This is a genomic window from Neoroseomonas eburnea (assembly GCF_018129005.1).
In the GTDB taxonomy this organism is placed as follows: domain Bacteria; phylum Pseudomonadota; class Alphaproteobacteria; order Acetobacterales; family Acetobacteraceae; genus Neoroseomonas; species Neoroseomonas eburnea.
On the sequence record NZ_JAAEDL010000002.1, the window covers coordinates 20,531 to 46,410 of the forward strand.

18 protein-coding genes, 1 tRNA gene and 1 pseudogene are annotated in these 25,880 nt (G+C 68.9%); 9 read left to right on the forward strand and 11 right to left on the reverse strand.

What is annotated here, in order from left to right:
• Nucleotides 1-63: 63 nt before the first annotated feature.
• A complete protein-coding gene (locus GXW74_RS02450) occupies nucleotides 64-387 on the forward strand; it encodes a hypothetical protein (RefSeq protein ID WP_338148114.1) in 324 nt (107 codons plus the stop codon).
• Here the strand turns inward: GXW74_RS02450 and GXW74_RS02455 are convergent.
• From GXW74_RS02455 to GXW74_RS28740, 3 genes and pseudogenes are all read right to left on the reverse strand, one after another.
• A complete protein-coding gene (locus GXW74_RS02455) occupies nucleotides 351-3,545 on the reverse strand; it encodes a DEAD/DEAH box helicase (protein WP_211844698.1) in 3,195 nt (1,064 codons plus the stop codon). The genes GXW74_RS02450 and GXW74_RS02455 overlap by 37 nt on opposite strands.
• A 3-nt stretch (nucleotides 3,546-3,548) precedes the next feature.
• Nucleotides 3,549-6,023, reverse strand: a complete 2,475-nt coding sequence (locus tag GXW74_RS02460; RefSeq protein ID WP_246522782.1) for a DUF1156 domain-containing protein — start codon at nucleotides 6,021-6,023, stop codon at nucleotides 3,549-3,551.
• Between the two features lie 288 nt (nucleotides 6,024-6,311).
• A pseudogene (locus GXW74_RS28740) lies at nucleotides 6,312-6,521 on the reverse strand (DUF1156 domain-containing protein); the annotation flags it as partial.
• A 220-nt stretch (nucleotides 6,522-6,741) separates the two neighbouring features.
• Here GXW74_RS28740 and GXW74_RS02465 point away from each other — a divergent pair.
• A complete protein-coding gene (locus GXW74_RS02465; protein WP_211844700.1) occupies nucleotides 6,742-9,834 on the forward strand; it encodes an ATP-binding protein in 3,093 nt (1,030 codons plus the stop codon).
• Complete coding sequence (locus GXW74_RS02470; RefSeq protein WP_211844701.1) at nucleotides 9,831-10,313, forward strand: DUF7680 family protein; 483 nt, start codon at nucleotides 9,831-9,833, stop codon at nucleotides 10,311-10,313. The genes GXW74_RS02465 and GXW74_RS02470 overlap by 4 nt, the downstream gene beginning before the upstream one ends.
• A 330-nt stretch (nucleotides 10,314-10,643) precedes the next feature.
• Here GXW74_RS02470 and GXW74_RS02475 read toward each other — a convergent pair.
• From GXW74_RS02475 to lepA, 3 genes are all read right to left on the reverse strand, one after another.
• Nucleotides 10,644-10,734 (reverse strand) — tRNA-Ser (locus tag GXW74_RS02475).
• Between the two features lie 65 nt (nucleotides 10,735-10,799).
• Entirely contained in the window at nucleotides 10,800-11,783 is a 984-nt protein-coding gene (locus GXW74_RS02480; protein ID WP_211844702.1) for a tripartite tricarboxylate transporter substrate-binding protein, read from the reverse strand.
• A 201-nt stretch (nucleotides 11,784-11,984) separates the two neighbouring features.
• On the reverse strand, nucleotides 11,985-13,790 hold the full coding sequence (gene lepA, locus GXW74_RS02485) for a translation elongation factor 4 (protein ID WP_211844703.1): 1,806 nt from the start codon (nucleotides 13,788-13,790) through the stop codon (nucleotides 11,985-11,987).
• 28 nt (nucleotides 13,791-13,818) lie between these two features.
• Between lepA and GXW74_RS02490 the strand changes: the two genes are divergently transcribed.
• Complete coding sequence (locus GXW74_RS02490) at nucleotides 13,819-15,267, forward strand: patatin-like phospholipase family protein (RefSeq protein ID WP_211844704.1); 1,449 nt, start codon at nucleotides 13,819-13,821, stop codon at nucleotides 15,265-15,267.
• On the opposite strand, the gene GXW74_RS02495 is transcribed toward GXW74_RS02490, so the two are convergent.
• From GXW74_RS02495 to rpmI, 5 genes are all read right to left on the reverse strand, one after another.
• Nucleotides 15,230-16,441, reverse strand: coding sequence for an MFS transporter (locus tag GXW74_RS02495; protein WP_211844705.1), 1,212 nt, complete (start codon nucleotides 16,439-16,441; stop codon nucleotides 15,230-15,232). The genes GXW74_RS02490 and GXW74_RS02495 overlap by 38 nt on opposite strands.
• The gene (pheT, locus tag GXW74_RS02500) at nucleotides 16,438-18,933 is read right to left on the reverse strand and encodes a phenylalanine--tRNA ligase subunit beta (RefSeq protein WP_211844706.1); all 2,496 of its coding nucleotides are present in this window, start codon (nucleotides 18,931-18,933) and stop codon (nucleotides 16,438-16,440) included. Before pheT ends, GXW74_RS02495 begins: the two co-directional genes overlap by 4 nt.
• Nucleotides 18,934-19,134: 201 nt before the next feature.
• On the reverse strand, nucleotides 19,135-20,214 hold the full coding sequence (gene pheS / locus GXW74_RS02505) for a phenylalanine--tRNA ligase subunit alpha (RefSeq protein ID WP_211844707.1): 1,080 nt from the start codon (nucleotides 20,212-20,214) through the stop codon (nucleotides 19,135-19,137).
• A gap of 106 nt (nucleotides 20,215-20,320) precedes the next feature.
• Nucleotides 20,321-20,677 carry a 50S ribosomal protein L20 gene (gene rplT, locus GXW74_RS02510; protein WP_211844708.1) on the reverse strand — a complete coding sequence of 119 codons (357 nt, stop codon included), beginning with the start codon at nucleotides 20,675-20,677 and terminating at the stop codon, nucleotides 20,321-20,323.
• A 15-nt stretch (nucleotides 20,678-20,692) separates the two neighbouring features.
• Complete coding sequence (gene rpmI / locus GXW74_RS02515) at nucleotides 20,693-20,899, reverse strand: 50S ribosomal protein L35 (protein ID WP_211844709.1); 207 nt, start codon at nucleotides 20,897-20,899, stop codon at nucleotides 20,693-20,695.
• Nucleotides 20,900-21,120: 221 nt separating this feature from the next.
• Between rpmI and GXW74_RS02520 the strand changes: the two genes are divergently transcribed.
• The 5 genes from GXW74_RS02520 (at nucleotide 21,121) to GXW74_RS02540 (ending at nucleotide 25,877) form a co-directional block, all read left to right on the forward strand.
• Nucleotides 21,121-21,711 carry a protein phosphatase CheZ gene (locus GXW74_RS02520; protein WP_211844710.1) on the forward strand — a complete coding sequence of 197 codons (591 nt, stop codon included), beginning with the start codon at nucleotides 21,121-21,123 and terminating at the stop codon, nucleotides 21,709-21,711.
• A 71-nt stretch (nucleotides 21,712-21,782) separates the two neighbouring features.
• Nucleotides 21,783-22,613, forward strand: coding sequence for a diaminopimelate epimerase (dapF, locus tag GXW74_RS02525; RefSeq protein ID WP_211844966.1), 831 nt, complete (start codon nucleotides 21,783-21,785; stop codon nucleotides 22,611-22,613).
• Nucleotides 22,610-23,950, forward strand: coding sequence for a tRNA (N(6)-L-threonylcarbamoyladenosine(37)-C(2))-methylthiotransferase MtaB (mtaB, locus tag GXW74_RS02530; protein ID WP_211844711.1), 1,341 nt, complete (start codon nucleotides 22,610-22,612; stop codon nucleotides 23,948-23,950). Before dapF ends, mtaB begins: the two co-directional genes overlap by 4 nt.
• Before the next feature lie 338 nt (nucleotides 23,951-24,288).
• A complete protein-coding gene (gene ftsY, locus GXW74_RS02535; RefSeq protein ID WP_246522817.1) occupies nucleotides 24,289-25,275 on the forward strand; it encodes a signal recognition particle-docking protein FtsY in 987 nt (328 codons plus the stop codon).
• Nucleotides 25,276-25,304: 29 nt separating this feature from the next.
• Nucleotides 25,305-25,877, forward strand: coding sequence for a peroxidase-related enzyme (locus GXW74_RS02540; protein ID WP_211844713.1), 573 nt, complete (start codon nucleotides 25,305-25,307; stop codon nucleotides 25,875-25,877).
• Nucleotides 25,878-25,880: the final 3 nt, after the last annotated feature.

Sequence of the window (25,880 nt, forward strand, 5' to 3'; positions counted from 1 at the left end):
GCCCCACAGATCCTGACCATCCGCTTGCCGTTCGCGGCCCGGAAGCGGGGCAAAGGGAAGCTGGTGCTGACGCCAAGCGGCATGGCGAACCGTGGCACCTCGGCCGCGGACACCACGCTGGTGAAGGCGATCGCGAGGGCGTTCCGATGGCGGCGAATGCTGGAGTCCGGGCGCTTCGGCACCATCAACGAGCTCGCCGCGGCCGAGAAGATCAACTCGTCCTACGTCTCGCGCGTGCTGCGGCTGACGCTGCTGGCGCCCGACCTCGTCGAGGCGATCTTGGACGGGCGGCAGCCGCAGGGGATGACCTTGCCGAGGTTGGTGGAGGACGTGGCGGTGGAGTGGCGCGATCATGCCGAGCGCGTCGACATGCCACGAACGCGCTGAAAACTCTCGCCTTCCTCACCCGCCGCGAGCTCTGCAGCGTTGGGAAAAACAGGGCTGCCCGGGCTCCACAACTCAGTGGCGTCGGCGTGATCGTCATAGAAGGAGGGATCGGTCGTTACCCTCAACTCCGTTCGTCCTGGAAGCAGCAGCCCGTAGCTCTGGCCATCGAGACGCCGAACCTCTGTCCCGGGAGGTAGCAGCGCAGGATCGGAGATTACCCAGTCGAGGTCGTCCAGCGTGAGCGCCGGAACCGGACGCACGGGCTCTTCGAGGTCTGATGCCACGGCAGTGTCGAGGTCGAAGCCCCCGCCCTCGGCCCGCGCCGCGTCGACTGCGCGCTCGACGTCCTCCACCGCCGCGCGTCCATCGCCCGTCAGCACTCGCTCGCCCAACAGGCGCGGCATACGCGCGAGGATGGGCTGCAACCCGCCCACTACGCTTTGGAACAGGCCGATGCGCCGCCTGAGCGCCATGTACACGTCGGCCTCTACCGTATCGGCGTAGTGAAGGTTGACGATGCGGATGCGCTCGAACCGCTGGCCGAGGCGATCAATGCGGCCGATCCGCTGCTCCACCCGCATCGGGTTCCACGGGCTGTCGTAGTTGATGAGGGCGCCGCAGAACTGAAAGTTCAGGCCCTCCGCCGCCGCGTCAGTGCAAAGCAAGATCTCGGCCGCGCCCTCGCGGAAGCGGCGCTTCACCTCGTCGCGTGAGATGACGCGCCACGTCCCGTCCTGCGACTGCACCTCGCCGCCCCGCCCGGAGAAGCACATGATCCGCGAGCCGCCGTCCGCCGACAGTTCACGCCGGAGCAAGTCCATCGTGTCGGTGAACCCGGTGAACACCATCACTTGCTCGAAGCCCTCAGCGCGAAGCGCGGCAATCTCGGCGCGCAACTTTTGCAATTTGGTGTCCGGTGGCAGGCGACGGATCATGGCAAGCAGCCGCTCGATGTCCGACTTCTCCTCTAGCGCCAGCGCCTGCTTGGCGAGGCGCTCCGCCTCGTCCTCCTCGGGCGCGTCGGCCTCGTCCTCGTCCACCTCCTCGTCCAGTTCGGCGGCGAGCAGCGCCCCTGCCTTCGCCGGGTCCGCGATGGAGGCCATGTGCGCTTCCAAGGTGCAGCGGAGCGCGTGGAAGGACGAGGCGAGGCGACGGCGATAGATCGTCATCACGAAGCCGACTGCGCTCCGCTCCTGCGCGGTCGCACCGCGCGCAGCAACGGCGTTGTAGGTGGAGGAGATGTAGTCCTCCACGGCGTCGTAGATGATGCGCTCATCGGCCGAGAGTTCAATGAACTCGTCGCGCACATCGCGGTCCGCGATACGCGTCGAGAGTTTGCCCTGCTTATGGTAACGCCGGAGTAGGTCGCGGGTGTGGCGGCTCACCAGCCGCGCCACCGGGCTGTTGCGCCGCATAAGCGCCACCGCCGCACGTCGCTGGTCGGCCTCCAACTGACGACGTGGGACGCTGGCAGGATCGCGGAGCGCCGCCAGCACCTTGCGGGCACGTAGCGCGCTGGTGAGCCCGAGCGACTGCAAGGCGGCGGGTTCCACCTCGCCAAAGGCACGCTCAGCCGCGCGGAACAGCACCGCCATCCGATCTAGTGCCTCGTGGCTCGGATTGTCCTTCGCCGCGTCCTCGAAGAAGCGGAGGAACGCGCCCTCCGACCATTCGGGTGGCAGGCCGAGAAGTTGAAGCAGGTCCCAGACCTCCACGGGGTGAACCTGCATGGGTGTGGCCGTCAGCAGCACCAGCCCCTGCGTCCGCGCTCTCAACCCGCGCATGAGCCTCAGCAGCGCGTTGGGTCCGCTCTCCTGCGCGCTGCCCGCGCCGCGCCGCCTCGCATGGTGCGCCTCGTCCAGCACGACGAGATCCCACGGGTCGGCGGCCTCCAACACCTCACGCTGGCGCTCTGTCCGGCGCAGCAGATGCGACGAGACGAGGACGAACGGCTCCTTGTGCCAATCGGCGCGGGACACGGCGCGCTCGTGGCCGCCCGCCATCGCCGGGCTCGGGAACCAGCACAACTTGCCACCGTCGTAGATTGGCCAGTTGAGGTTCAACTTCTCCCGCAACTCGATCTGCCACTGCTTGACCACCGCTTTCGGCGCCATCAGCAGGATGCGCTTCGCACGGCCAGCGAGCATGGCCTGACGCATCACCAGCCCGGCTTGAAGCGACTTGCCCAAGCCGACCTCATCCGCGATCAGGAGTCTCGGGGGCCAAGCCCGATACATGCGCTCGAAGGCACGGACCTGATGCGGCCAAGGTGTCACCGTGCTGGTCGCTTCTGCTACGCGCTCGCCACCGACCGGCTGAAGCGGCGCGCGTGCGATAGCCGCCCAGACACGCCGACGCCGATCTACCGGAGGGACCGCCACAGGAGCGGACTCTGGCTCTGGCGCTGCCACCGGCTCGGGCTTTGGCGTCGCCTGCTTCGTCTTTGCCGCCTTCATCGCGGCAGGCAGTTCACCGGGATCTGGCAGGAATCGCAGCAGGTCCTCGCGGGCCGCCTGCGGCACATCCACCACGAGCGCACGCTTCGCCTTGTCGGCCCACAATTTGGCGAAGTGCTCCTCCTCCAGCGCGACACGCGCCGGATCGCCCCACGAGGTGAAGACGTGCAGGCTCTCGAAATTCTGCGTCCACCCCGCCGCCGTCTCGTTGAGGCTGCCGCTGAAGGCGACCTTCTGACCGGTCTTGTCCTCCACGATCCCCGCCTTCTCGTGGAAGATGGCGGTCCCGGAGAGGGGCCTGCGATTGCTGTCGCAGGGCACCGCGACTTTCACCTCCAGCCGCCCCTGTTCAACCAGCCACGCGAGGATCTCCAGACCCTGCCGCGCAGCGTCATCGCCGGGTTCGAGCGGTAGCGCCGTCAGGCGCCGCCCAACGGCTGTGCGCAGCGCCTCGCCCCTCTCAATGGCCGCTACTTCGTCCGGACCGAGCGTGCAGCCGACCACGAGGCGCATGGACCCGTTGTTCAGTGCCAGCCCTTCAATGCCGCGCGCGGCGAGCGCGAGGGCCGTTGCCGAGAAGTAGCCGGTGAGCCGGTCATACCGCTCAGCGCACGACAACAGCGGCACGTAGAGGCCCGCCACAAGGTCGCCGTCCTCCGGCGTGTAGCGGAGCCTCCACTGGAAGTCCGAGAGGACCGGCACGGCTTATGCGGCCTCCTCCGCGAACAGTTTCAACTGCTCGGGCTCAGGCACGCGGTCGGAGAGCGCGAGGCGGCGAAGGTTCTCCAGCGCCTCGAAGTCGCCCGCTGCCGCCGCAAGGTCGCCGTCGAGCGAGAGCCCAGAGAAGGTGCGCGAAGGCGGCAGCACCTCCAGCGCGTAGGTCAGAGCCTGCTGGAAGGCAGGGTCGGTCAGCAGGCCCGCGCGCTCGGCCATTTCCTTCGCTGCCGCCAGCGTCTTGGAACGGGCGGCGTTGGCAATGTGGTGCAGCGCATCCACCATCGCTCGTCCTCCGTCCGGCGAGCCGAGGGCGGCCTTGGCGGCGCGCTTCGCGCTGTCCCACAGGATGAGGTCGCTGCCCTTCTTCTCGGCCAGCGTGCCGACCACCTGCGCGTCGAGGTCCACTCCCACCGCACGGGCAAGGCGCAAGCCTTCGTCGTAAGGGAACTGCGGAGCCTTGAAGGCGTCCCATGCGAGGACGAAGAAACTCGTCAGCGGATCAAGGGCGCCGGGTGCGGACTTCCGAGCCAATTGCTCCAACCGCCACTGCTTCACCTCGCGCCTCGCGGCATCGAGCGCGTCCTCAGGCGTCACGGCGTAGGGGTCGTATTCCTCCTCGAACAGCGCAGTCTGGCGCAAGCGCTTCTTCGCCTCTGGCGTCGGGCGCGGCGTGCCGCGCTTTAAGGGCCAGTGGCGGGAGAACTCCTCCAAGGCGGGACCGAAGCAGGCGAGATAGAGATCGACGCCACCAATTCCTGCCTTCTGGAACTCCTCCACGCGGTGGCGCACGGCGCGAGCAACGAGGGGCTCCACATCCTCCCAATACTCCTGCGCGCTGTCTGCTGGCGCTGCCTCGCGCGGGCGACAGACAAGGAAGATGGTGCTGTTGGCCGCAGATCTATTCCGGATGTGCGTACTGCTCTCGGCCTCGGTGTTGATGGGCCACGAAGCGGTGATGACGAAGCCTGCCTCCATCAGCCCCTTGGTAAGGGCATCCCAAGCGCCAGTTGCCTTGTGGGTGAACATTAGCGTCATGATGCCGTTGGGCTTCAGGACGCGACGGCACTCCTCGAAGATCCGGGCCATGCGTTGCTGATAGTCCCGGCCCGCTAGCGCCTTCGCACCCTTTTGGCCGTCGAACTTGGCCGGGTTAGCGACAGCCTCGTTGTCCTTGTCGGTCAGGCGGCGGGTGAAGAGTTCAGGATAGACCTGCCCTGCGGTGCGCTTGAGCCAGACGTAGAAGAAGTCTGACAACTCCGCATACATGACGTTATCGTAATAAGGGGGGTCCATCACCACGATGTCTACGCTGCCGTCCACGACATGAAGGAGTTGGTCGGCGGAACTGCAGGTGACCGTGACGGGTGGATGCTTCACGGGTGTGCCGGCACCCAACAGCCCCCCATCGTTGACGGTGTCTGGACGAGCAAGTTCGACTAGTTCACCGATGCATTTCTCCACCTGACCGGTCACCCATTGGTAGCCGCTGCTGGTGATGGCGGGCGCCATCTCCGCAAAAGACCACCGAAGAGCAAAGTCATGTCTGGCGAAGGTATGGCCGATTGCCTGCTTCGATGCCTCCCACGTGCTGGCGCGGCTGCTGTAGTCGAGCATCTTATCGAGGCTGAAGGCCAAGTAGACGAACGCCGCTTTGGTTACGTCGTCCAGTCTTCCTGCTGCTCGATGTTCATCGAGCAATTCGCGGAATACCTCAACGCCCGTTCCGTGGCCGAGGAGTTGGCGCGGGTTGAACAGATCGCGCCAACGCCGTATGCCGTATCGCATTGGCTCTGTCGTCTTATTGCCATCCGGCAGAGACTCGCCCGGAACGAAGTCCAGCGCTTCCCACTCGGGCATCTTCTCGGCCAAACGCGCGGCGATTTCGGCGCTGTTGTCGTCCTCCGGACGCGGGGCGCGGTAGCCGCGCTCCCACTTGTCGCGCCCTTTCTTGCCCGCCCTAGTCCGGGTTTCAATCCGGCGCTTGAACACGATGGCAAACAACTGTTCGCCCATCTCACCCTGCAGGGCCTGCGTCTTGATGCTGTCGCCCTCGATGACGCGCTTACAGTCTGGGTAGGGGCAAAGGCCATCTCCACCCGAGACGGTTCCCTCCGATTGCTGCTTTACATCTTCAACAATCTCGAAGGTGCACCGCCTGTCCGGGTCACCGGGGCCAGCACCGCAATGCGTCAGCAACCGAACGCCTGCGCCATCTTGGTCCAACCGCCAGTTAGGAGACAGCGGCACCAATCCTTCGCAATGGGGGCAGCGTATTGTGCGTGCCCAGAGATAGGCCAAGACCTGCGTATCTGTAGACTCTGAGGGATAAACGCCGCGAAGGCGGACCGTGGAGCGCCGGATGAAATCTGCCGCCAGCCGCTGGAACGCAGGCTGAAGTTCCGCGCCGTGGTTCAGCGGGAACTCCACCGTGGCCTTCTCCAACAGCGCGGCGACGGGATTCAAGTCGTTGGCTAAGGTCGAAAGCCCGAGCCGAACCGACTCGAATGGGATAGCGCCACCTCCGGCAGTCGGATCAAGGGCCGTCAGTTCCGGCCCAACTCGATTCTCTCCAAACCAGCGACGATCCTCCGTGTCAGGGCACCAACTGAACGCACGCGCGTAGCCGTAGGGGTTGAGGCCAAGGTTCTCGCCAGTGCGCTTTGCTGCATCAATCCTGCGGCGGACCGCTATCGGATCGCCGTGTATCCCGAGGGCTCGCAAGAAACTCTTCCGGCTTGCATCGGCTGGAAGGGCTGATGCGAGCAAGGCTGCGCGACTAGCAACAAGCGGCCTGCGTGCCCACCACACATGAAGGTAATAAACTGGAGGAAGCGCCTGCAGCGAGCGCCGCTCCCGCGCGCTTTCCTCACCAAGCGCAGCGATGGGCAGCCACCGCTCGATCAGCCGAGTGTCGGAACTACTACCCGCCCGCGCCCCCGACGCCCCCTGCACTCCGTCCATTGTCACCCCCGGTCCAAATCAGCCGCTCAGCGGCGGCCTGTTCTGGGAACGCTATCACGGCTTTGGGTCTGGGCGCAGGAGGGCAGCGCCTCGGTCGCCGCGCCGCCAGACTACAGGGAGGCCCGGAGAACGGTCGGGCAGAGCACAGGGCCATCGGGCGCTAGTGTCCTCCGAGGCAGCCTGCCATTCTACAAGTAACCGGGACGACGAGCACCTCCACATGACCAGCCCACTGCCGCCGACCATCTTCGACCTGTGCGAGCCGCGCGACGACGTGGCCAAGGGGACATCATCGGACGCTGACTTCGCGGCCAACCTCGCTCGCGTCCTGCGCGGCGGTTCGGAAGCACCGAAGGAATATGCTGAGCCAGCACGTTTCTTTGCGAATACGTTTCCCACACGAGGCTTGAAGGACCTGCTTCGGAACGTCTGCGGGCGCCTCTCGGGCAACGGTGGATCGGTCGCTGCCATCTTCCGCCTCGACACCACCTTCGGCGGCGGCAAGACGCACGGCCTGATCGCCCTCGTCCATGCGGCGCGGGGCATGCCCGGCGTGGCGAATCCAGAGGAGTTTGTGGACCCGGACCTGCTGCCCAAGGGCGAGGTCCGAATCGCCGCATTCGACGGGGAAAACGCCGACCCCGCCAATGGCCGCCGCATGGCCCCGGACGTGCTGGCCTACACCCCGTGGGGCGAGATCGCTTACGCGCTGGCTGGGCGCGAGGGCTACGAGCGCGTCCGCCGCTCCGACGAGACCGGGGTGGCGCCGGGGGCGGAGACGCTGGCCGAACTGTTCGGCGGCCAACCCGCCCTCATCCTCATGGATGAGTTGGCGATCTACCTGCGGAAGGTGGCGAACCGGCCGGGCGCGAAGGATCAACTGACGGCGTTTCTCACTGCGCTCTTCACCGCTGTGGAGTCCTCGCCAAAGGCCGCCCTCGTCTACACGCTGGCGGTCGGCAAGGACGGACGCGCGGGTGACGCCTATTCCGACGAGAATCAATTCGTGGCCGACCGCATGGCGGAGGCGATGAGCGTCTCGGCGCGCAAGGCCACGCTGCTCAACCCGACCGAGGACGACGAGACGGTGCAGGTGCTGCTGCGCCGCCTCTTCGCTCGCGTGGACCGGACGCGCGCGCCGGAGGTGGTGGCGGCCTACAAGGAAGCGTGGAGCAAGAATCGCGAGGCGCTGGCCATTGAGGCCGCGAAGCCGAAGACGCTGGAAGACTTCGCCGCCAGTTACCCGCTGCACCCGGAGGTGCTGGAGACGCTGACCGCGAAGACCGCGACGCTGGCTGACTTCCAGCGGGTTCGTGGCATGTTGCGCCTGCTCGGACGCGCGGTGCAGCGCCTTTGGCAGGAGAAGCCCGCCGACGCGCACGCCATCCATCTGCACCACATCGACCCCGGCTTTGAGCCGATCCGCATGGAGATCACCACGCGGCTCGGCCAGACCATGTATGTCCCCGCCATCCGGTCTGACGTGGCGGGTGAAGGCGGGACGCTCGCGCTGGGGCAGGAGATCGACGCGAAGAACCACAAGGGGCTGCCGCCCTTCGCCACCTACGTGGCGCGCACGATCCTGATGCACACGCTGGCCTTCAACGAGGCGCTGAAGGGCTTGTCGCCGGAGCGGCTGCGCTACGCGGTCATCGGCCCCGCTCTTGACCTCGCCTTCGTGGAGGAGGCGCGGAAGGCATTCGTCTCGCAGTCCGCCTACCTTGATGATCGGCCCGGTGTGCCGATGCGATTCTTGGTGGAGGCGAACCTCACCCAGATCATCCGCCGCGAAGAGCAGAACGTTGATCCGGGTGAGGCCCGGTCGCAGTTGAACGACCTGATCAAGGGCATCTTCAAGGGGCAGACCTTGGAGATGGTGCCCTTCCCCTCCGGACCGTGGGAGGTTCCGGACGAGGTGGGCGAAGGGAAGCCGCTGCTCGTGGTGATGTCACCCGACGCGGTCTCGGTCGGGGCGTTAGTGGAGGAGGTGCCCGAACTCATCGGGCGCATCTACGAACGGAAGGGCTCGGACGGCACGGCTTACCGGCTGCTGCGGAACAACGTGCTCTTCGTTGTGGCCGAAGACGGGCGCGTTGACGCGATGCGCGCCAAGATGACGCGCCGCCTCGCGCTGCGGGCTCTGAAGTCGCCTTCGCGGCTTGGGGAACTGGCGGAGCACCAGCAGGCCACGGTGCGCGAGCAAGAGGCGAAATCCGAGGCGGAGGTCGCCATCGCCGTTCAGCAATGCTTCCGACACATCTTCTTCCCGTCCAACCTCCGCATCGGCAGCAGCACCGTGTCGCTGGCGCATACGGCACTGGAGGTCCACGGTGCATCGGAGAAGCCCGGCGCGGGGCAGCAGCAGGTGGTTCGGCAGTTGCGCGAGGCACGGAAACTGCGGACGGCCGAAGACGAGCCAGACGCGCCCGCCTACGTCCGTGACCGGACGCCGCTGCGAAAGGGCCAGATCACCACGGCTGCGCTGCGCGAGCAGTTCAGGCAGGACGCCACGCTGCCGATGCTCGTTGGCGATGACGTTTTCGTTCGCGGCATCCGGCTCGGCGTGGATCGTGGCGAGTTCGTCTACAGGAAGGGTGACCTTCTCTACGGCAAGGGCGATCCGCACACGCCGATCTCTGTCGAGGAGGAGGCCGTCGTGTTCACGATGGCCTACGCGGTGGAGCACAACATCTGGCCGCGCGCCGAGAAGAAGGCGGCGCCCGGCGCGGAGGGGGCGACCGGCGGATCGTCGGGCAGCACGACCTTCACCCAGCCCGAGGGGAAGGGAGGAGGTGCCGCTGAGGGCGGAGGTGCGGCCCCAACGCTGGGCGAGGGTGGAGGCGGGACAACGACCGCTCCGCCGCCTCAACACGAACTCCTGCACGCCGAAGGCGTGCTGAAGGAGGCCCTGAACCGAATCTTCGAGCAGGCGTCTGCACGCAAGGTCGCGGCCATCTCTCGGCTGACAGTGCGCGTATTTGAACCGGCGGATGGCTTCCGTCTGCTCGGCGTCGTCGGCGCCATCCGCAATGCCGAGATCCGCGCGAGCATCAAGGGCGAATTCGAGACGGCGGCCGGAAGCACGGTCGTGGTCGGGTTCGAGGGGGTGCCTCAGGATGCCCTGCCGCTTCGGGACTTCCTCGACCCGCAATTGAAATTGGCGGCCGAGAAGGACGTCACCTTCGTCCTGAGTCTCGGCTACAAGGAGGGCTTGCCCACCTCAGGTGAGGCGCCCGTGAAACTGGTCGAACAGTTGACGCGCTTCGTGACCGGAGCCGCCTATGTTGAGGCCACTGCCGAGCCGAAGCCATGAACATCGCCCGCCTGCCCTCGCGCCAGCCGACTGAGCCCTCCTCCGCGCCACTCTACGAGGCGCGGATCGTCCGCCACGGCGCGGGCGATACCGAGATCGAGGTGTGGCAGTTGCCCTCCGCCGCGAGCCCGCAATTGGCCGCGCCGCGCCGCCTTGCCGGGCTTCGGGGTCGTAACCTCGACCTTGTGGAGCACCGGGTCCTGAAGTCGCTGGCGGCGGCCGGGGTGAAGTTCGCCCCGCTGGCGGGTCGGCGAGAGGCGCGGCCCTTAGGGGAGGACGCGGCGCTGCGGCTCGGCCTTCTGTTCCGGACCCTCGCCCCCATGCGGAACCGCGACTCCATGCGAGCTGTGGCGGAGGGTATCGAGGCGATGGGGCGCGAGGAGGCGGGCTACTGGCTCGGCATGGCCATGCACCGGCGGAACCCCCGCCGAGTCCTAACCGCCCTGCGCTACCTGATGACGGACCCAAGGCAGAAGTAGCCCAGTGACAATTGATCGAATGCGCCGCGGCCGACATGCGCGGTGCGTAGCGGCACTTTTCGGGGTGTTCGCGCACTAAGTACGGATTTCGGGCAAGTGGTGTTCGAACCAAAGCAAATCGCGACCACGCAGAAAGCCACGAACTACCTAACTTTTCAACTTCCGTACTAAATCGGCCAGGTCAACGGGCTCGGAGAGAACACGGCGCCGGAGAGCGATTTTCGGCCGTTTCCGCGTCAAGCCAGTCAACAGGTCTACTCTGAAAACCCCAAGAAACCTGCCAGTCAGCGCGGCGGTCGATCTGTCGGAGAGCGGGACGCCCAATGGAACTGGCGGACAGGGTGGGATTCGAACCCACGATACGCTTTTGACGTATACGCACTTTCCAGGCGCGCGCCTTCGACCGCTCGGCCACCTGTCCGGAGGGCGCGGAACATAGTCAGGGTGCGGCCGCAGGGCAACCCGTCGGCCGCACCCTTTTTCACATCAATCGGCGAACTGTCCCGCCGCCTGGATCAGCGGCCTCCACTTGGCGATTTCCGCCTGCCAGAACGCGCGATGGACCTCCGGCGTGGCGCGCGCAACCGCTACCGGCGCAGTGCCCAGGTCGGCGAATCGCCGGGCGATGCCCGGGTCCTCCAGCGCCTTCACCAGCGCCTGGTTCAGCCGCGCCACGATCGGCGCCGGCGTGCCGCGCGGGGCATAGAGTCCGTGCCACACGCTCACCTCGAAGCCCGGCAGGCCACCCTGGGCGGAGGTCGGCAGGTCGGGCAGCGCGGGGATGCGCTCGGGCGTCGTCACCGCGAAGGCGCGCACGGTGCCGGCGCGGATCTGCTCGGTCGTATTGGTGGTCTGGTCGCACATCACGTCCACCGTGCCGGCGACCAGGTCGTTCATCGCCGGCCCGGTGCCGCGATAGGGCACCGTGGTCATGCGCGTATCGACCGCCTTCATCAGCAGAAGACCGCAGAGATGGCTCGCCGCGCCGATACCCGCATTGGCGTAGTTCAGCCCCTCGCCGCGCTGGCGGATCAGCGCGACCAGTTCCTGCAGCGAATTCGCCTCGATGTTGCGCCGCGCGATGAGCGTCATCGGCACCTCGGTCACCAGGCCGAGCGTCTCGAAGCCATTGACGGCGTCATAGGCGAGACGGCGATAGAGCGTCGGGATCGTCGCCATGCCGATGTGGTGCAGCAGGACGGTGTGGCCATCCGGCCGCGCCAGGGCCGTACGCTGCGCGCCGAGCGTGCCGCCCGCGCCGCCCACATTCTCCACCACCACGGGCTGACCGAGATCGGCACTCATCGCCTGCGCGATCAGGCGCCCGACCGTGTCCGTCGGGCCACCCGCGGCAAAGGGGATGATCATGGTAACCGGGCGCGACGGGAAGGTGCCCTGCGCGAGGGCAGGCGCTCCGAGGCCGGCAATGGCGAGAGTCGCCGCAACGACGCGACGGGTGATCCTGGACATGGCGCCCTCCTGGCTCGACGGACGCGACCGGTCCGCCCTTCGTTGTGATGACAAGTGATCCTGGGGGGCGATGGATCAAGCCAAGCCGAAGGTAAATTCACAGGAGCGTGAGAACAGCAAGAAAACGCCTGTATCGCGGCACGCCGGACGGAGCGGCAACCGCACGGCCCGCCGGCGAGGAGGCCGGCGGCACCGGCCGCGTCAGGCGTCCATCTTGAGCGCGGCGATGAAGGCGCTCTGCGGAATCTCGACCTTGCCGAACTGGCGCATGCGCTTCTTGCCCTCCTTCTGCTTCTCGAGGAGCTTGCGCTTGCGGCTGATGTCGCCGCCGTAGCACTTGGCGGTGACGTCCTTCGACAGGGCGCCGATCGTCTCGCGGGCGATGACGCGCCCGCCGATCGCCGCCTGGATGGGGATCTTGAAGAGCTGACGGGGGATCAGGTCCTTCAGCTTCTCGCAGATCTGCCGGCCGCGACGCTCGGCCTGGCTGCGATGGGCCATGAAGGACAGCGCATCCACCGGCTCGTTGTTCACCAGGATCGAGATCTTCACGAGATCCCCGTCCTCGTACCCGTCCATCTGGTAGTCGAAGGAGGCATAGCCGCGGCTGACGGATTTCAGCCGATCGTAGAAGTCGAAGACCACCTCATTCAGCGGCAGGCGATAGACCAGCATCGCGCGGGTGCCGACATAGGTCAGCTCCACCTGCTGCCCACGCCGCTCGTTGCACAGCGCCAGCACCGGGCCGAGATAATCGTCCGGCAGCATGATGGTCGCCTTGATCCACGGCTCCTCGATGTGGTCGAGCACGCTGCCATCCGGCATGTCGGCCGGGTTGTGCAGTTCGAACATCTCGCCGTTCGTCTTGTGCACCTTGTAGACGACCGAGGGCGCGGTTGCGATCAGGTCGAGGTCGAATTCGCGCGACAGCCGTTCCTGGATGATCTCCAGATGCAGCAGCCCGAGGAAGCCGCAGCGGAAGCCGAAGCCCAGCGCCGCCGAGGTCTCCGTCTCGTAGTGGAAGGACGCGTCGTTCAGCCGCAGCTTGCCGAGCGATTCGCGCAGCTTCTCGAAATCATCGGCATCGACGGGATAGAGGCCGCACCAAACCACGGGGATGGAGGGCTTGAAGCCCGGCAGCGGCTCGGCCGCCGGGTTGCGGTCGTCGGTGATGGTGTCGCCGACATTGGTGTCGGCCACAGTCTTGATGGCGGCGGTGACATAGCCCATCTCGCCGGGCCCGAGGCTGTCGGTCGGCGTCAGCTTGGGCGAGAAGACGCCGACCTGCTCGATGGTGTGCACCGCGCCGTTCGACATCATGCGGATGCGCTGGCCCTTGCGCAGGAAGCCGTCCTTCACCCGCACCAGGATGATCACGCCGAGATAGGCGTCGTACCAGGAATCGACCAGCAGCGCCTTGGTGGTCGCAGCCGGATCGCCCTTGGGCGGCGGCAGGCGCTGCACGATCGCCTCCAGCACGCCCTCGATGTTGAGCCCGGTCTTGGCGCTGATCTCGACCGCGTCGGAGGTGTCCAGCCCGATCACATCCTCGATCTGCTGCTTCACGCGGGCGGGCTCGGCGGCCGGCAGGTCGATCTTGTTGAGCACCGGCACGATCTCGTGCCCCGCGTCGATCGCCTGGTAGACATTGGCGAGCGTCTGCGCCTCGACCCCCTGGGAGGCATCGACGACCAGCAGCGACCCCTCGCAGGCGGCGAGCGACCGCGAGACTTCGTAGGCGAAGTCCACATGGCCCGGCGTGTCCATCAGGTTGAGGACGTAGGTCCTGCCGTCCTTCGCCGGGTAGGTCAGGCGCACGGTCTGCGCCTTGATGGTGATGCCGCGCTCGCGCTCGATCTCCATGTTGTCAAGCACCTGCTCCTTCATCTCGCGCGCGGTCAGCGCCCCGGTCTGCTGGATCAGGCGATCGGCGAGCGTGGACTTCCCATGGTCGATATGGGCGATGATGGAGAAATTGCGGATCAGTTCGAGCGGGGTGTCGGTCATGGGAATCCAGTGGCGGCGAGGCAGTGGCGTGCCCGCATCTCTGCGGGGGGACATAGGGCAGACGGCCCGCAAGTCAAAGCGTCTTGGCGCCCTGGCGCTGGTCCTGGCCGTTCTGGGCTGTGCCGGCGCCGACCGGGGGATCAATCCGGCGCTGGCCCCCGGTGCCCGGAACGACGGCTATGGCCTCGATGAGGTCAATGCCTCGGGCGGACGATCCGATGTGCTGATCTTCGTCGCCTTCTCGGGTGGAGGGAAGCGCTCGGCGGCCTTCGCCCATGGCGCGCTGCGCGGCATGCGGGAGGTGCCGGTCCATCTCGGGGGCCCGCCCTCCAACCTGCTGGCCGAGATCGACCAGATCGCGGGGGTCTCAGGCGGCAGTTTCACCGCGGCGCACTATGCGCTCTATGGCGAACGGTCCTTCCAGACCTTCCCCGGGGAGTTCCTCCACCGGGACATCGCCGCCTATGTCTGGGGCACCTATCTCCTGCCCTGGCAATGGGGCTGGCTGGTGGATCCGGCCGTCGGGACCAATGACCGCATGACGGAGGTCTATGACGCCCTCATGTTCCGCGGCGCGACCTTCCGGGACCTGGTGGCGCGTCGCCGGCCCCGCCTGTCCATCAACGCAACCGACCTCGCCAGCGGATCGGCCTTTCCCTTCCTGCCCCACGCCTTCGACGTGATCTGTTCCGACCTGGCCCAGTTCTCGGTGGCGCGCGCGGTCGCGGCTTCGAACGGGTTTCCGCTGCTGTTCACGCCGATCACGCTGGCGAACCACCGCGGCCCGGATTGCACCGCGCCGCTGCCGGTCAATCTCTCGGTCATGCCGATGCTGGCGGAGTACAATCGCCGCCGGCTGCTCGAGATCGTCGGCCGCATGGCCGATCGCGACAGGACGCCTTGGATCCACCTGCTGGATGGCGGCATCTCGGACAATCTCGCCCTGCGGGTGACGCTGAACTTCGCCATCCTGGGCGGCGTCGACGTGCCGGATTTCGCCGCCCGCATCCGAATGGTGCGGCGCGTCCTGATGATCAGCGTGGATGGCCAGTCCGCGACCGATCCCGCCCTCTCCCGCCAGCGCATGGTCAACGGCCTGGTGCAGATCTTCGACGCCGTCTCGGGCGGGCAGATCGACAACTACAACCTCGAAACCCTCGCCGTGACGGCGGCCGAGGTGAACCGCATGGTGGACCGCCAGCGCGAGAACCGCTGCGGCCACGCCCCGGTCATCGACGGCTGGCCCTGCGACGACGTCGGGGGCCTGCTGGTACATGTCTCCCTGGCCGACCATCCGGACGCGGTGCTGCGGGACCGGCTGCGCCGGATCCCGACCGGCCTGACCCTGCCGCGCGACGATGTGGACCTGCTGGTGGCCGCCGGGGAAACGGTGATCCGCGGCAATCGGGAACTCGCCGCCTTCCTCGCCGGCGATCCCGCTACGGCGGCGGCGCGGCGCGCGCGGGGCCGGCGATGACGCGCGGCACCTCCAGCATCGGCGCCAGCCGCCACATGGCGACCGCGCCGAGCAGGGGTCCTATCCCCAGCAGCGCGAAGCCCGTACCCGGCCCCAGCGCCTGCATCGCGACCGGCAGCAGCCCGATGGTCCCGACGGTCAGCAGGAAGCCCAGCGAGGTCTGCACCGTGAGCATCGTCCCGACATAGTCCGGCGGCGAGAGGGTCACGACGCAGGCCGAGAACTGCGCGGAATCCGCCACCACCGTGAAGCCCCAGAGGAAGGCGAGCCCGAGCGCCAGCGCCGGCCAAGCGGAGGCCGGCCCGATCAGCACCGCGCAGCCGCCGGAGACGACCATGCAGAGCGCGGCGACCCTGGCACGGTTCCACCGGTCCGCCGCGATCCCCGCCAGCACGCAGCCCGCGGCCCCGGCCGCCAGCACCCCGAATACCCAGGCCCCCACATCCGGCCGCCCCAGCACGGAGGCCAGGAAGACCCCGATCCAGGCCCACATCGCATAGAGTTCCCACATGTGCCCCAGGTAGCCGAGGTTCGCGAGGCGCAGCCCCCTGTTCCGCCAGGCCTCCAGCGCCTGGCCCGGCCGGAAGGGCGGGCGCGCCCCGAGCAGCGGCCCGGGGCGGAAGGGCAGGATCAGCACGCCCCCCGCCGCCGCCAGCACCCCTGCCCCGGCATAGGCGCTGCGCCAGTCGAGCGAGCCGACCAGATCCGGCAGCAGGTGCGGCAGGCCCGAGCCGAGCGTCACCGCCCCCACCACGATGCCGATCAGCAGCCCGAGGTCACCCCTCGCCCAGGACGCCGCCAGCTTCATGCCGACCGGATAGACGCCCGCCATCGCCGCGCCGGCGACGCAGCGCAGCACCAGCGCCGCCGCGCCGGCCGGCGCCACCTGCGTCTGCGCCAGCGTCGCGACGGCCGCGAGCAGCGCGCAGCCCAGGAACAGCCGCCGCGCATCCACCCGATCCGCCAGCGACAGCACGGCGCTGACCAGCGTGCCGGCGACGAAGCCGAGCTGCACGCAGGCCGTCAGCCAAGCCGCCCGCCCCGGCGAGATCAGCCCCTGCCCGATCAGCGACGGCACCGCCACGGTGCCGGCAAACCACACCGACAGCACCAGCACGATCGCCGCGGCCAGCAGCGCCAGGTTCAGGCGCTTGGCCGCGGCAGGCGCGTTCATGCCCGCAGCACCGCCCCCGTGGCCTTGGCCACCGCCGCCACCACGCGGTCGGCGATGGCCTCGATCTGCGTGTCGGTCAGCGTCGCCTCGCGCGGCTGGATGGTGACCTGGATGGCCAGGCTCTTCGCCCCGTCCGGCACGCCCTTGCCCTGGTAGAGGTCGAACAGCGCCACGTCGGTGATCAGCGCCTTGTCGGCGCCGCGCGCGGCGCGCAGCACGGCCTCGGCGGCGACCTTGTCCTCGACGATGAAGGCGAAGTCGCGCCGCAGCGGCTGGAAGGCCGGCAGGTCGGGCGCACCCTTCTTCCGGCGCTTGGGCTCGGGCACGGCGTCGAGGAACACCTCAAAGGCCACCGCCGGGCCCGGCAGGTCGAGCGCTTCCATCACCTTCGGGTGGATCTCCCCGAAGGTCGCCAGCACGGTCTTCGGCCCCTGCCGCACCACGCCGGAACGGCCCGGGTGGTAGAAGCGCGGCGCATCGGTCGTCACCTGCAGCGCCGCCATCGGCACGCCGAGCGCGACCAGCACCGCCAGCGCATCGCCCTTCGCGTCCATCGCATCCACGCCGCGCGCAGGGACATCCCAGTGGCGCGGCGTCGATCCATGCCGCACGCCGGCGGCCACCTGCGCCTGTCCGTCCGGCGTGATGTCGCGATATGCGGCGCCGAGTTCGGCCAGCGCCACATCGCCGAAGCCGCGCGCCGCGTTGCGCGCGGCCGCCAGCAGCAGGGAGGCAACCGGAGTGGGGCGCATCTGGTCGAGGTCGGCCGCGATCGGGTTGACCAGCCGCAGCGCCTCCGGCGTGGCGCCGAACAGCGCCGCGGTCTTCGTCTCCATGAAGGCAAAGGTCACGGTCTCGAGCATGCCCCGCGCGGCCAGCACGCGCCGCGCCAGCGCCGCCCGGGACTGCCTCGGCGTGAAGGCCGGCGGCGGGATGACGGCGAGCGCCGGCAGCGAGACCGCCGGCACCGCATCCAGCCCGCCGAGGCGCAGCACTTCCTCCACCAGGTCGGCTTCCGGCTCCACCGCCGCGCAGCCTTCGGCCGCCTTGGCCGCGCGGGCCGGGTCCAGCCCCTCGAACTGCGTCAGCGCGCCGCCGCCGGCACGGTAGGCGGACAGATCGGCCGCGACATCGTTGCGCCAGGACGGCACGGCGACGGTGACGGAGGCCGCATCGCGCGCCTGCACCGCGAAGCCGAGGCGTTCCAGCCGCCCCACCGCCTCATCCGCCGGCAGGTCGAGGCCACCCAGGCCCGCCACGCGCTCGAAGCGCAGCGTCGCCGACCGCTTCCAGGCGGGCTCCGCACCGGCGGTGCTGATCTCGCTCGCCTCGCCGCCGCAGAGCTCGATGATCATGCGCGTCGCCGCCTCCAGCGCATCCGGCAGGAAGGCGGGGTCGAGGCCGCGTTCGAAGCGCGCGCGCGCATCGGTGCGCACGTCGTGGCGACGGCCCGACAGCGCGATCCGCACCGGGTCGAATAGCGCGCATTCGATGAAGCATTCGGTGGTGGTCTCGTCGCAACCCGAATGCGTGCCGCCGATGACGCCGCCGAGCGCCTCGGCCCCGGCCGCATCCGCGATCACGCCGTCCTCCGGCGTCAGCGCATAGTCCTTGCCGTTCAGCGCGGCGAGCGTCTCGCCCTCCCGCGCCATGCGCATGGTCAGGTCCGTGCCCTGCACCTTCGCCACGTCGAAGACGTGCAATGGGCGGCCAAGGTCGAAGGTGAAGAAATTGGTGATGTCGACGAGCGCGCTGATCGGCCGCAGGCCGATCGCCGTGAGGCGGTCCTGCAGCCATTTCGGGCTCGGCCCGTTCTTCACGCCGCGCACGGCACGGCCGAGCACCCAGAGGCAGGCCCTCGGGTCCTCGATCTTCCAGTTCAATGGCGACTTGTAGGCCGGTGCCGCAGCCGGTGCCGACCACGGCTTCAGCCTGCCGAGGCCCGAGGCCGCCAGGTCCCGCGCGACGCCGCGCACGGACAGCGCATCGCCACGGTTCGGCGTGACGCTGATCTCGATGATCGGGTCGTCGAGCCCCGCCCACTTCACGTAGGATTCGCCGAGCGGCGCATCCGCAGGCAGGTCCACGATGCCGGAGTGATCGTCGCCGAGGCCCATCTCGCGGGCCGACAGCATCATCGCTTCCGACTTCACGCCGCGGATCTCGCCGACCTTCAGCGTGACGCCGGTGCCGGGGACGTATTCGCCCGGCAGCGCCGCGACGCCCATCATGCCCGTGCGCGCGTTCGGCGCGCCGCAGACAACGGACCGCTCGACGCCGTCACCCACATCCACGCGCAGGTGGCGCAGGCGGTCGGCATTGGGGTGCTGCACCGCCTCGATGACACGGGCGATGCGGAAGGATGCGAGGGCTGCGCCACGATCCTCGATGCCCTCGACCTCGAGGCCGATGGCGTTCAGGCGACGGGCGATCTCGTCGACGCCGGCATCGGTGTCGAGATGGTCGCGGAGCCAGGACAGGGTGAACTTCATCGGGTCAGCCTCGCATCAAGGGTCCTGGAGGGGCCTTGCCCCTCCAGACCACCCCACCAAAGGCCGAAAGGCCTTCGGAAACCGTCACTTGGCACCGCCCCCGGCGGAACCGCCCAACGGCCAAAAATAGAACGGGGATTCGGGAGAATACTTTCCCCCGACCGGAGGGGTTTGGGGAGGGCGGAGCTCTCCCCAGTCGCGTCAAACCCCCTCATGCAGCGTCGCCGGCGCCAAGGGATCGGCGCCGTAGTGGCGCAGCCAGCGGACATCCGCCTCGTAGAACGGCCGCAGGTCGGGAATGCCGTGCTTGAGCATGGTGATGCGCTCGATGCCCATGCCGAAGGCGAAGCCCTGCCACTCGCGCGGGTCGATGCCGCAATTGGCCAGCACCTTCGGGTGGACCATGCCGGAGCCGAGGATTTCCAGCCAATCGCCGCCCTTGCCGAGCTCGCCGGTCTTGCGCGACCAGCCGATGTCGACCTCCATCGAGGGCTCGGTGAAGGGGAAGTAGGACGACCGGAAGCGCACAGGCAGGTCGGCGATGCCGAAGAAGGCGCGCAGGAAGTCGATCAGGCAGCCCTTGAGATGGCCGAGCGTGATGCCGCGGTCGATCACCAGCCCTTCGACCTGGTGGAACATCGGCGAATGCGTCGCGTCATGGTCGGCGCGGTAGGTGCGGCCCGGCACGATGACGCGGATCGGCGGTTCCTGCGCGATCATGGTGCGGATCTGCACCGGGGAGGTGTGGGTGCGCAGCACCGGGCGGCGGCCGTTCACCTCGGGCAGATAGAAGGTGTCGTGGTCCTGCCGCGCCGGGTGGTGGTCGGGGATGTTGAGCGCGCCGAAATTGAACCAGTCGCCCTCGATGTCCGGCCCCTCGGCGACCTTGAAGCCCATGGCGCCGAACAGGGCCGTCAGCTCTTCCATGGTCCGCGCGATCGGGTGGATGCCGCCATCGGCCGCGGTGCCGGGCGCGAAGGGGCGCGGCGGCAGGGTCACGTCCAGGCGCTCGGCGGCGAGCCGGGCGTCCAGCGCGGCGGCGTCGAGCACCACGCGGCGGGCATCGATCGCGGCCTCGATCGCGGTCTTCAGCCGGTTGAGCGCGGCGCCGCGTTCCTTCCGCTGGTCCGCCGGCACGGCGCCGAGTCCCTTGAGCAGCGCGGTCAGGCTGCCGGACTTGCCCATCACGCCGACGCGCACGGCGTCGAGGGCACGCAGGTCGGCGGCGGCGGCAAGCGCCGCCTCGGTCTCGGCCTGCAGGGAAGCGAGGTCGTCGGTCATGCACCCACTGTCCGGAAAAATGCGAAGGGCCGCGCCCCGGTCGTCCCGGGATGCGGCCCTCTGCTAAACGCTGAAACGACGCAGGGGAACCCCCGCGCCGAGGGGTTCAGGCCAGCTTCGCCTTCGCCTGCTCGACCAGCGCCGCGAAGGCCGCCGGTTCGTCGAAGGCCAGCGCCGCCATCACCTTGCGGTCCATCTCGATCCCCGCCGCCTTGATGCCGGCGATGAAGCGGGAATAGGTCAGGCCGTGCTCACGGACCGCGGCGTTGATACGCTGGATCCAGAGGCCGCGGAACTCGCGCTTCTTGTTGCGGCGGTCGCGGTAGGCATACTGCAGCGCCTTCTCGACGCGCTCGAGCGCGGGGCGATAGGCGGAACCGGAGCGGCCGACATACCCCTCGGCGAGCTTCAGGACCTTCTTGTGACGGGCGTGCTTGGTGACGCCGCGCTTGACACGAGCCATGGTGCGTCCCCTTCCTTACCGATCCAGCCCGTAGGGCAGCCACTGCTTCACGGTATCCCCGTCCTGCTTGTCCAGGACGAACATGCCGCGATTCTGGCGCTTCATCTTGTTGGTCTTGGCCGTGAGCATGTGGCGCTTGTTGCCGGCGCCGGCCTTGACCTTGCCCGTGGCGGTCAGTCGGAAGCGCTTCTTCACGCTCGACTTCGTCTTCATCTTGGACATTTGGCCCTCCTTGGGGTCGGCACGTCCCGCTTCGCTCCCGGAGGCCGGGGCCGCACCATGCGGCGGGGACGCGTGTTCCCGGCCGGGCATGTCCACGGGGCCACGACGCGGGAGGCGGGCGTATAGACCCCTGCCCTGCCCGCTGCAACCCCGGCCCGCCGCAACGGACCCTTTATCCTCCCTGGTGTCTGATGGGCGCTTCCCCTGCCCGAGGCCCGCCCGTGCCGCCAGAGACCGCCGAGACGATCCGCGCCGCCCTCGCCCCCGACTTCGCCGCGCTGCGCGCCTTCATGGACCGCCGCATCGCCGAGCTCAGCGCGGAGGTCGCCGCCTCCGTCCAGCTCGCCGGCATGACCGAGGAGAACCTCGCCACCCGCATCGCGGAGGTGCACAGCCAGATCGCCCGGCTGATCGCCATCCCGGCCTCCGGCGCCCGCAATTCGGGGCTGGAGCTGGAAGCCGTGGTGCAGGCCACGGAAGCCGCCGCCGAGACCATCCTCGAAGCCGCCGAGGCGATCCAGCGATGGTTGGATGACGGCGCCCAGGACACCGCCTCCATCGCCGCCCTGACCGAGCGGGTGAATGCCATTTTCCAGGCCTGCTCCTTCCAGGACCTGACCGGCCAGCGCATCCGCCGCGCCATCCGCCAGTTGCAGCAGGTGGAAACCATGCTCGAAGGCCTGGTGCCCGGCACCGTGGCGCCGGACGTCCCCCGGCTGGAGGTGCGCGGCGCCGCCTCGACCGTGGCTGACCCGGTGGCGGCCGGTCCGGACCTTGCCCAGGCCGAGATCGACCGGCTGCTGAACGGCTGAACGCCGCGCGGGGCAGTCCCGCGCGCGAAGCCCTTGGATCGTGGGGCCCGGCGAGGCATATCCGCTCCGTGATGGTCCCCTTCCGCAAGATGCACGGCCTGGGCAACGACTTCGTCGTGCTCGACGCGCGCGCCGCCAAGCTGCCGGTCACCCCGGCGCGTGCCGCCGCCATCGCCGACCGGCATTTCGGCATCGGCTGCGACCAGTTCATCATCATGGAAAAGCCGCCCGCCGGCGCCGATGTCTTCATGCGCATCCGCAACCCCGACGGCTCGGAGGCGGGGGCCTGCGGCAATGCGACGCGCTGCATCGCCTCCCTGGTCGCGGAGGAACGCGGCGCCGACCGCGTGGTGGTGCGCACCATCGCCGGCGACCTGCCGGTGGAACGCCTGCCCGGCGGCCTCTGGCGCGCCGACATGGGCCCGGCGCGGCTGCGCTGGGACGACGTGCCGCTGGCGCGCAAGGTGGATACGCTGCACCTGCCCCTCGCCCTCGGGCCGGTCTCGGACCCGGCGGCCTGCTCCATGGGCAATCCGCACGCGACCTTCTTCGTCGACGACCTCGATGCCATCCCGGTGGCGGAACTCGGGCCGAAGCTCGAACACGACCCGATCTTCCCGGACCGGGCGAATATCGGCTTCGCGCAGGTGCTCTCGCCCGAGCACCTTCGGCTGGTGATCTGGGAACGCGGCGCGGGGCTGACGCTGGCCTGCGGCTCCGGCGCCTGCGCGGGCATCGTGAACGCGGTGCGCCGCGGCCTGACCGGCCGGCGGGCGACCGTCACCATGCCCGGCGGCGACCTGCAGATGGAATGGCGCCAGACCGACGGCCACGTGCTGATGACCGGTCCCGTCGCCACCGCCTTCACCGGCACGCTCGACCTCGAGGCCTACGGGTCATGACCCCGGACGCCGAAGACCGCCGGGCACAGCAGGCCGCCGCAAACAACGGAAGCCTGGATCATGCCGGTGCGTCCGTCAGCGTCCTCACCTTCGGCTGCCGCCTCAATACATACGAATCCGAGGCGATGCGCGACCTGGCGACGCGCGCCCTGGCGGGTAGCGCCGCGCAGGCCGGCCATGCCGGCGCCATCGTGGTGAACACCTGCGCCGTCACCGCCGAGGCCGAACGCCAGGCCCGCCAGGCGATCCGGAAGGCGCATCGCGACAACCCCGGCGCGCGCATCATCGTCACCGGCTGCGCCGCGCAGATCGCCCCGGAGAAGTGGGCCGCCATCCCCGGCGTGGAGCGCGTCATCGGCAATGCCGACAAGCTGAAGCCCGAGACCTGGGCGGCGCTCGACGCCCCCCCTGCCCCGGTCACCGACATCATGGCGGCGACCGAGACGGCGGCGCATCTGGTGACCGAATTCGCCGGCCGCGCCCGCGCCTTCGTCCAGGTGCAGCAGGGCTGCGACCATCGCTGCACCTTCTGCGTGATCCCCTTCGGCCGCGGTCCGTCGCGTTCCGTGCCGATCGGCGCGATCGTCGAACAGGTGCGCGCGCTCGTTGCCGCCGGCTACCGGGAAGTGGTGCTGACCGGGGTGGACATCACCTCCTATGGGCCGGACCTGCCCGGAAAGCCGAGCCTCGGGCAGATGGTGCGGCGGCTGCTGGCCCTGGTGCCGGAATTGCCCCGGCTGCGGCTCTCCTCGCTCGACCCCGTGGAGGTGGATGAGGACCTCTGGCGCCTGATCGCCGAGGAACCGCGCCTGATGCCGCATCTGCACCTGTCCCTGCAGCACGGCGCGGACCTGATCCTCAAGCGCATGAAGCGGCGGCACCTGCGCGCGGATGCGATCGCGCTGGCCGAACGCGCCCGCCGCCTGCGCCCGGACATGGTGTTCGGCGCCGACCTTATCGCCGGCTTCCCGACCGAGACCGAGGCGCATTTCGCCGAAACGCTCGCGCTGGTGGAGGAGTGCGGCCTCTCCTTCCTGCACGTCTTCCCCTATTCGGAACGGCCGGATACGCCGGCCGCGCGCATGCCGCAGCTTCCGGTGCCGCTGCGCAAGGAACGCGCCGCGCGTCTGCGGGAGGCCGGCGCCCGCGCCGCGGCGCGGCTGTTCACCGCGCGCATCGGCCAGGAGGAAGCGGTCCTGTTCGAGCACGCCGACCGCGGCCATACGGAACACTTCGCGCCCCTGCGCCTCGCGCGCGGCATGGCGAGCCCCGGTGAGATCCGCCGCCTGCGCGTGACCGGCGCCACCCCGGATGCCCTGCTGGCGGAGGCTGCCTGATGGTGCTCAAGAGCCTGTTCAGCCGATTCCGTGGCGGCGACGCGGCGCAGGAGCCGCGCCCGCCCGAACTTCCCATCCCCGGCCCGCCCGAGGCGCCGCCTTCCGGCCCCGAGACCCCGGAGCCAGGCCCGGCCGAGACGCCGCCCTTCATCCCCGAGCCCACGCCCGAGCCGTTCCCGATCGAGATCCCGCCACCGACGGGTCTGGCGAGGGCCGACGGGCCAGCCCGGGCGGCCATCGCCGAAGCGGCAAGCCCGGCGGCCTTTCAGCCGGCGCCGGTCCCGACCCGCGCGGAGGCACCCCTGACGGTCGCGCAGGTGCCGGCGCCCCCGGTCGGCATGCAAGCCCCGCAGCGGCCGCCTGCCGACGCGCAGCCCGCCCCGGCGCCGCCGGAGAACGAAGGGCGCCAGGGCTGGTTCTCCCGCCTCAAGGCCGGGCTGGCGCGCTCCACGGCGAAGCTCACCGACAGCGTCACCGCGCTTTTCACCAAGCGGAAGCTGGACGATGAGGCGCTGGAGGAGCTCGAGGAGACGCTGATCGCCGCCGACCTCGGCGTGGCGGCGTCGCGGCGCATCGTCGAGGGCTTCCGCAGGACGCGCTTCGGCAAGGAAGTGACGGACGAGGAGGTGAAGGCGACGCTCGCCGAGGAGATCGCCGCCATCCTCGCCCCCGTCGCGCAGCCGATGACCATCGAACCCGCCCGCGCTCCGCATGTCGTGCTGGTGGTGGGCGTGAACGGCACCGGCAAGACGACGACCATCGCCAAGCTCGGCCGCCAGTACCGCGACGCCGGGCTGAAGGCCGGCTTCGTCGCCGGCGACACCTTCCGCGCCGCCGCCGTCGAGCAGCTCCAGGTCTGGGCCGAGCGCACCGGCGCGCGCTTCTTCCCGCCGGCCAAGCCGGGCGCCGACGCGGCGGGCCTCGCCTTCGACGCGCTGGGCACCGCGCGGGCCGAGGGCCTCGACGTGCTGCTGGTCGACACCGCCGGCCGCCTGCACAACAAGTCCGCGCTGATGGAGGAATTGCGGAAGGTCATCCGCGTCATCCGCCGCGTGGACGAGACCGCGCCGCATTCCGTGCTGCTGGTGCTCGATGCCACCACCGGCCAGAACGCGCTGCAGCAGGTCAAGGTGTTCAAGGAGATGGTGGACGTCTCCGGCCTCGCGGTGACCAAGCTGGACGGTTCCGCCAAGGGCGGCGTCGTGGTGGCGCTGGCGCAGGAATTCGGCCTGCCGGTGCATGTGGTCGGCGTCGGCGAGAAGGCCGAGGATCTGCGCCCCTTCGAAGCGCGCGACTTCGCGCGCGGGCTGCTGGGACTGGACTGACCCCGCCGCTTGGCGCCATCGTCCGCGCCATGAAGAACAAGCCAGTCGCCCGCACCCCGATCCCCGACCTCGACACCCTGCCCGAGGATATCCGCTCGCGGATCCTGACGGTGCAGGAGAAGTCGGGCTTCATCCCGAACGTCTTCCTGATGCTCGCGCATCGCCCGGAGGAATTCCGCGCCTTCATGGCCTATCACGACACGCTGATGGACAAGTCGGAAGGCCTGACCAAGGCGGAGCGCGAGATGATCGTGGTCGCCGTCTCGGCGCTGAACCAGTGCCAGTACTGCGTCGTCGCGCACGGGGCCATTCTGCGCATCCGCGCCAAGAACCCGCTGATCGCCGACCAGGTCGCCGCCAACTGGCGCAAGGCCGACATCACGCCGAAGCAGAAGGCGATGCTGGAATTCGCCGTCAAGGTGACGCTGCGCGCCAACGAGGTGAATGACGCCGACCATGACGCCCTGCGCCAGGCCGGTTTCGATGATGAGGCGATCTGGGACATCGCCGCCATCGCCGCCTTCTTCGGCATGTCCAACCGGCTCGCGAACGTGACCAACCTGCGCCCGAATGACGAATTCTACGCCATGGGAAGGGGCTGACGC

Coding starts and splice junctions, on each gene's coding strand:
- GXW74_RS02465 (WP_211844700.1), top strand. CDS start 6,742: ATGACCAGCCCACTGCCGCCGACCATCTTCGACCTGTGCGAGCCGCGC.
- GXW74_RS02470 (WP_211844701.1), top strand. CDS start 9,831: ATGAACATCGCCCGCCTGCCCTCGCGCCAGCCGACTGAGCCCTCCTCC.
- GXW74_RS02480 (WP_211844702.1), bottom strand. CDS start 11,783: ATGTCCAGGATCACCCGTCGCGTCGTTGCGGCGACTCTCGCCATTGCC.
- lepA (WP_211844703.1), bottom strand. CDS start 13,790: ATGACCGACACCCCGCTCGAACTGATCCGCAATTTCTCCATCATCGCC.
- GXW74_RS02495 (WP_211844705.1), bottom strand. CDS start 16,441: ATGAACGCGCCTGCCGCGGCCAAGCGCCTGAACCTGGCGCTGCTGGCC.
- pheT (WP_211844706.1), bottom strand. CDS start 18,933: ATGAAGTTCACCCTGTCCTGGCTCCGCGACCATCTCGACACCGATGCC.
- pheS (WP_211844707.1), bottom strand. CDS start 20,214: ATGACCGACGACCTCGCTTCCCTGCAGGCCGAGACCGAGGCGGCGCTT.
- rplT (WP_211844708.1), bottom strand. CDS start 20,677: ATGGCTCGTGTCAAGCGCGGCGTCACCAAGCACGCCCGTCACAAGAAG.
- rpmI (WP_211844709.1), bottom strand. CDS start 20,899: ATGTCCAAGATGAAGACGAAGTCGAGCGTGAAGAAGCGCTTCCGACTG.
- dapF (WP_211844966.1), top strand. CDS start 21,783: ATGGTCCCCTTCCGCAAGATGCACGGCCTGGGCAACGACTTCGTCGTG.
- mtaB (WP_211844711.1), top strand. CDS start 22,610: ATGACCCCGGACGCCGAAGACCGCCGGGCACAGCAGGCCGCCGCAAAC.
- ftsY (WP_246522817.1), top strand. CDS start 24,289: ATGCAAGCCCCGCAGCGGCCGCCTGCCGACGCGCAGCCCGCCCCGGCG.
- GXW74_RS02540 (WP_211844713.1), top strand. CDS start 25,305: ATGAAGAACAAGCCAGTCGCCCGCACCCCGATCCCCGACCTCGACACC.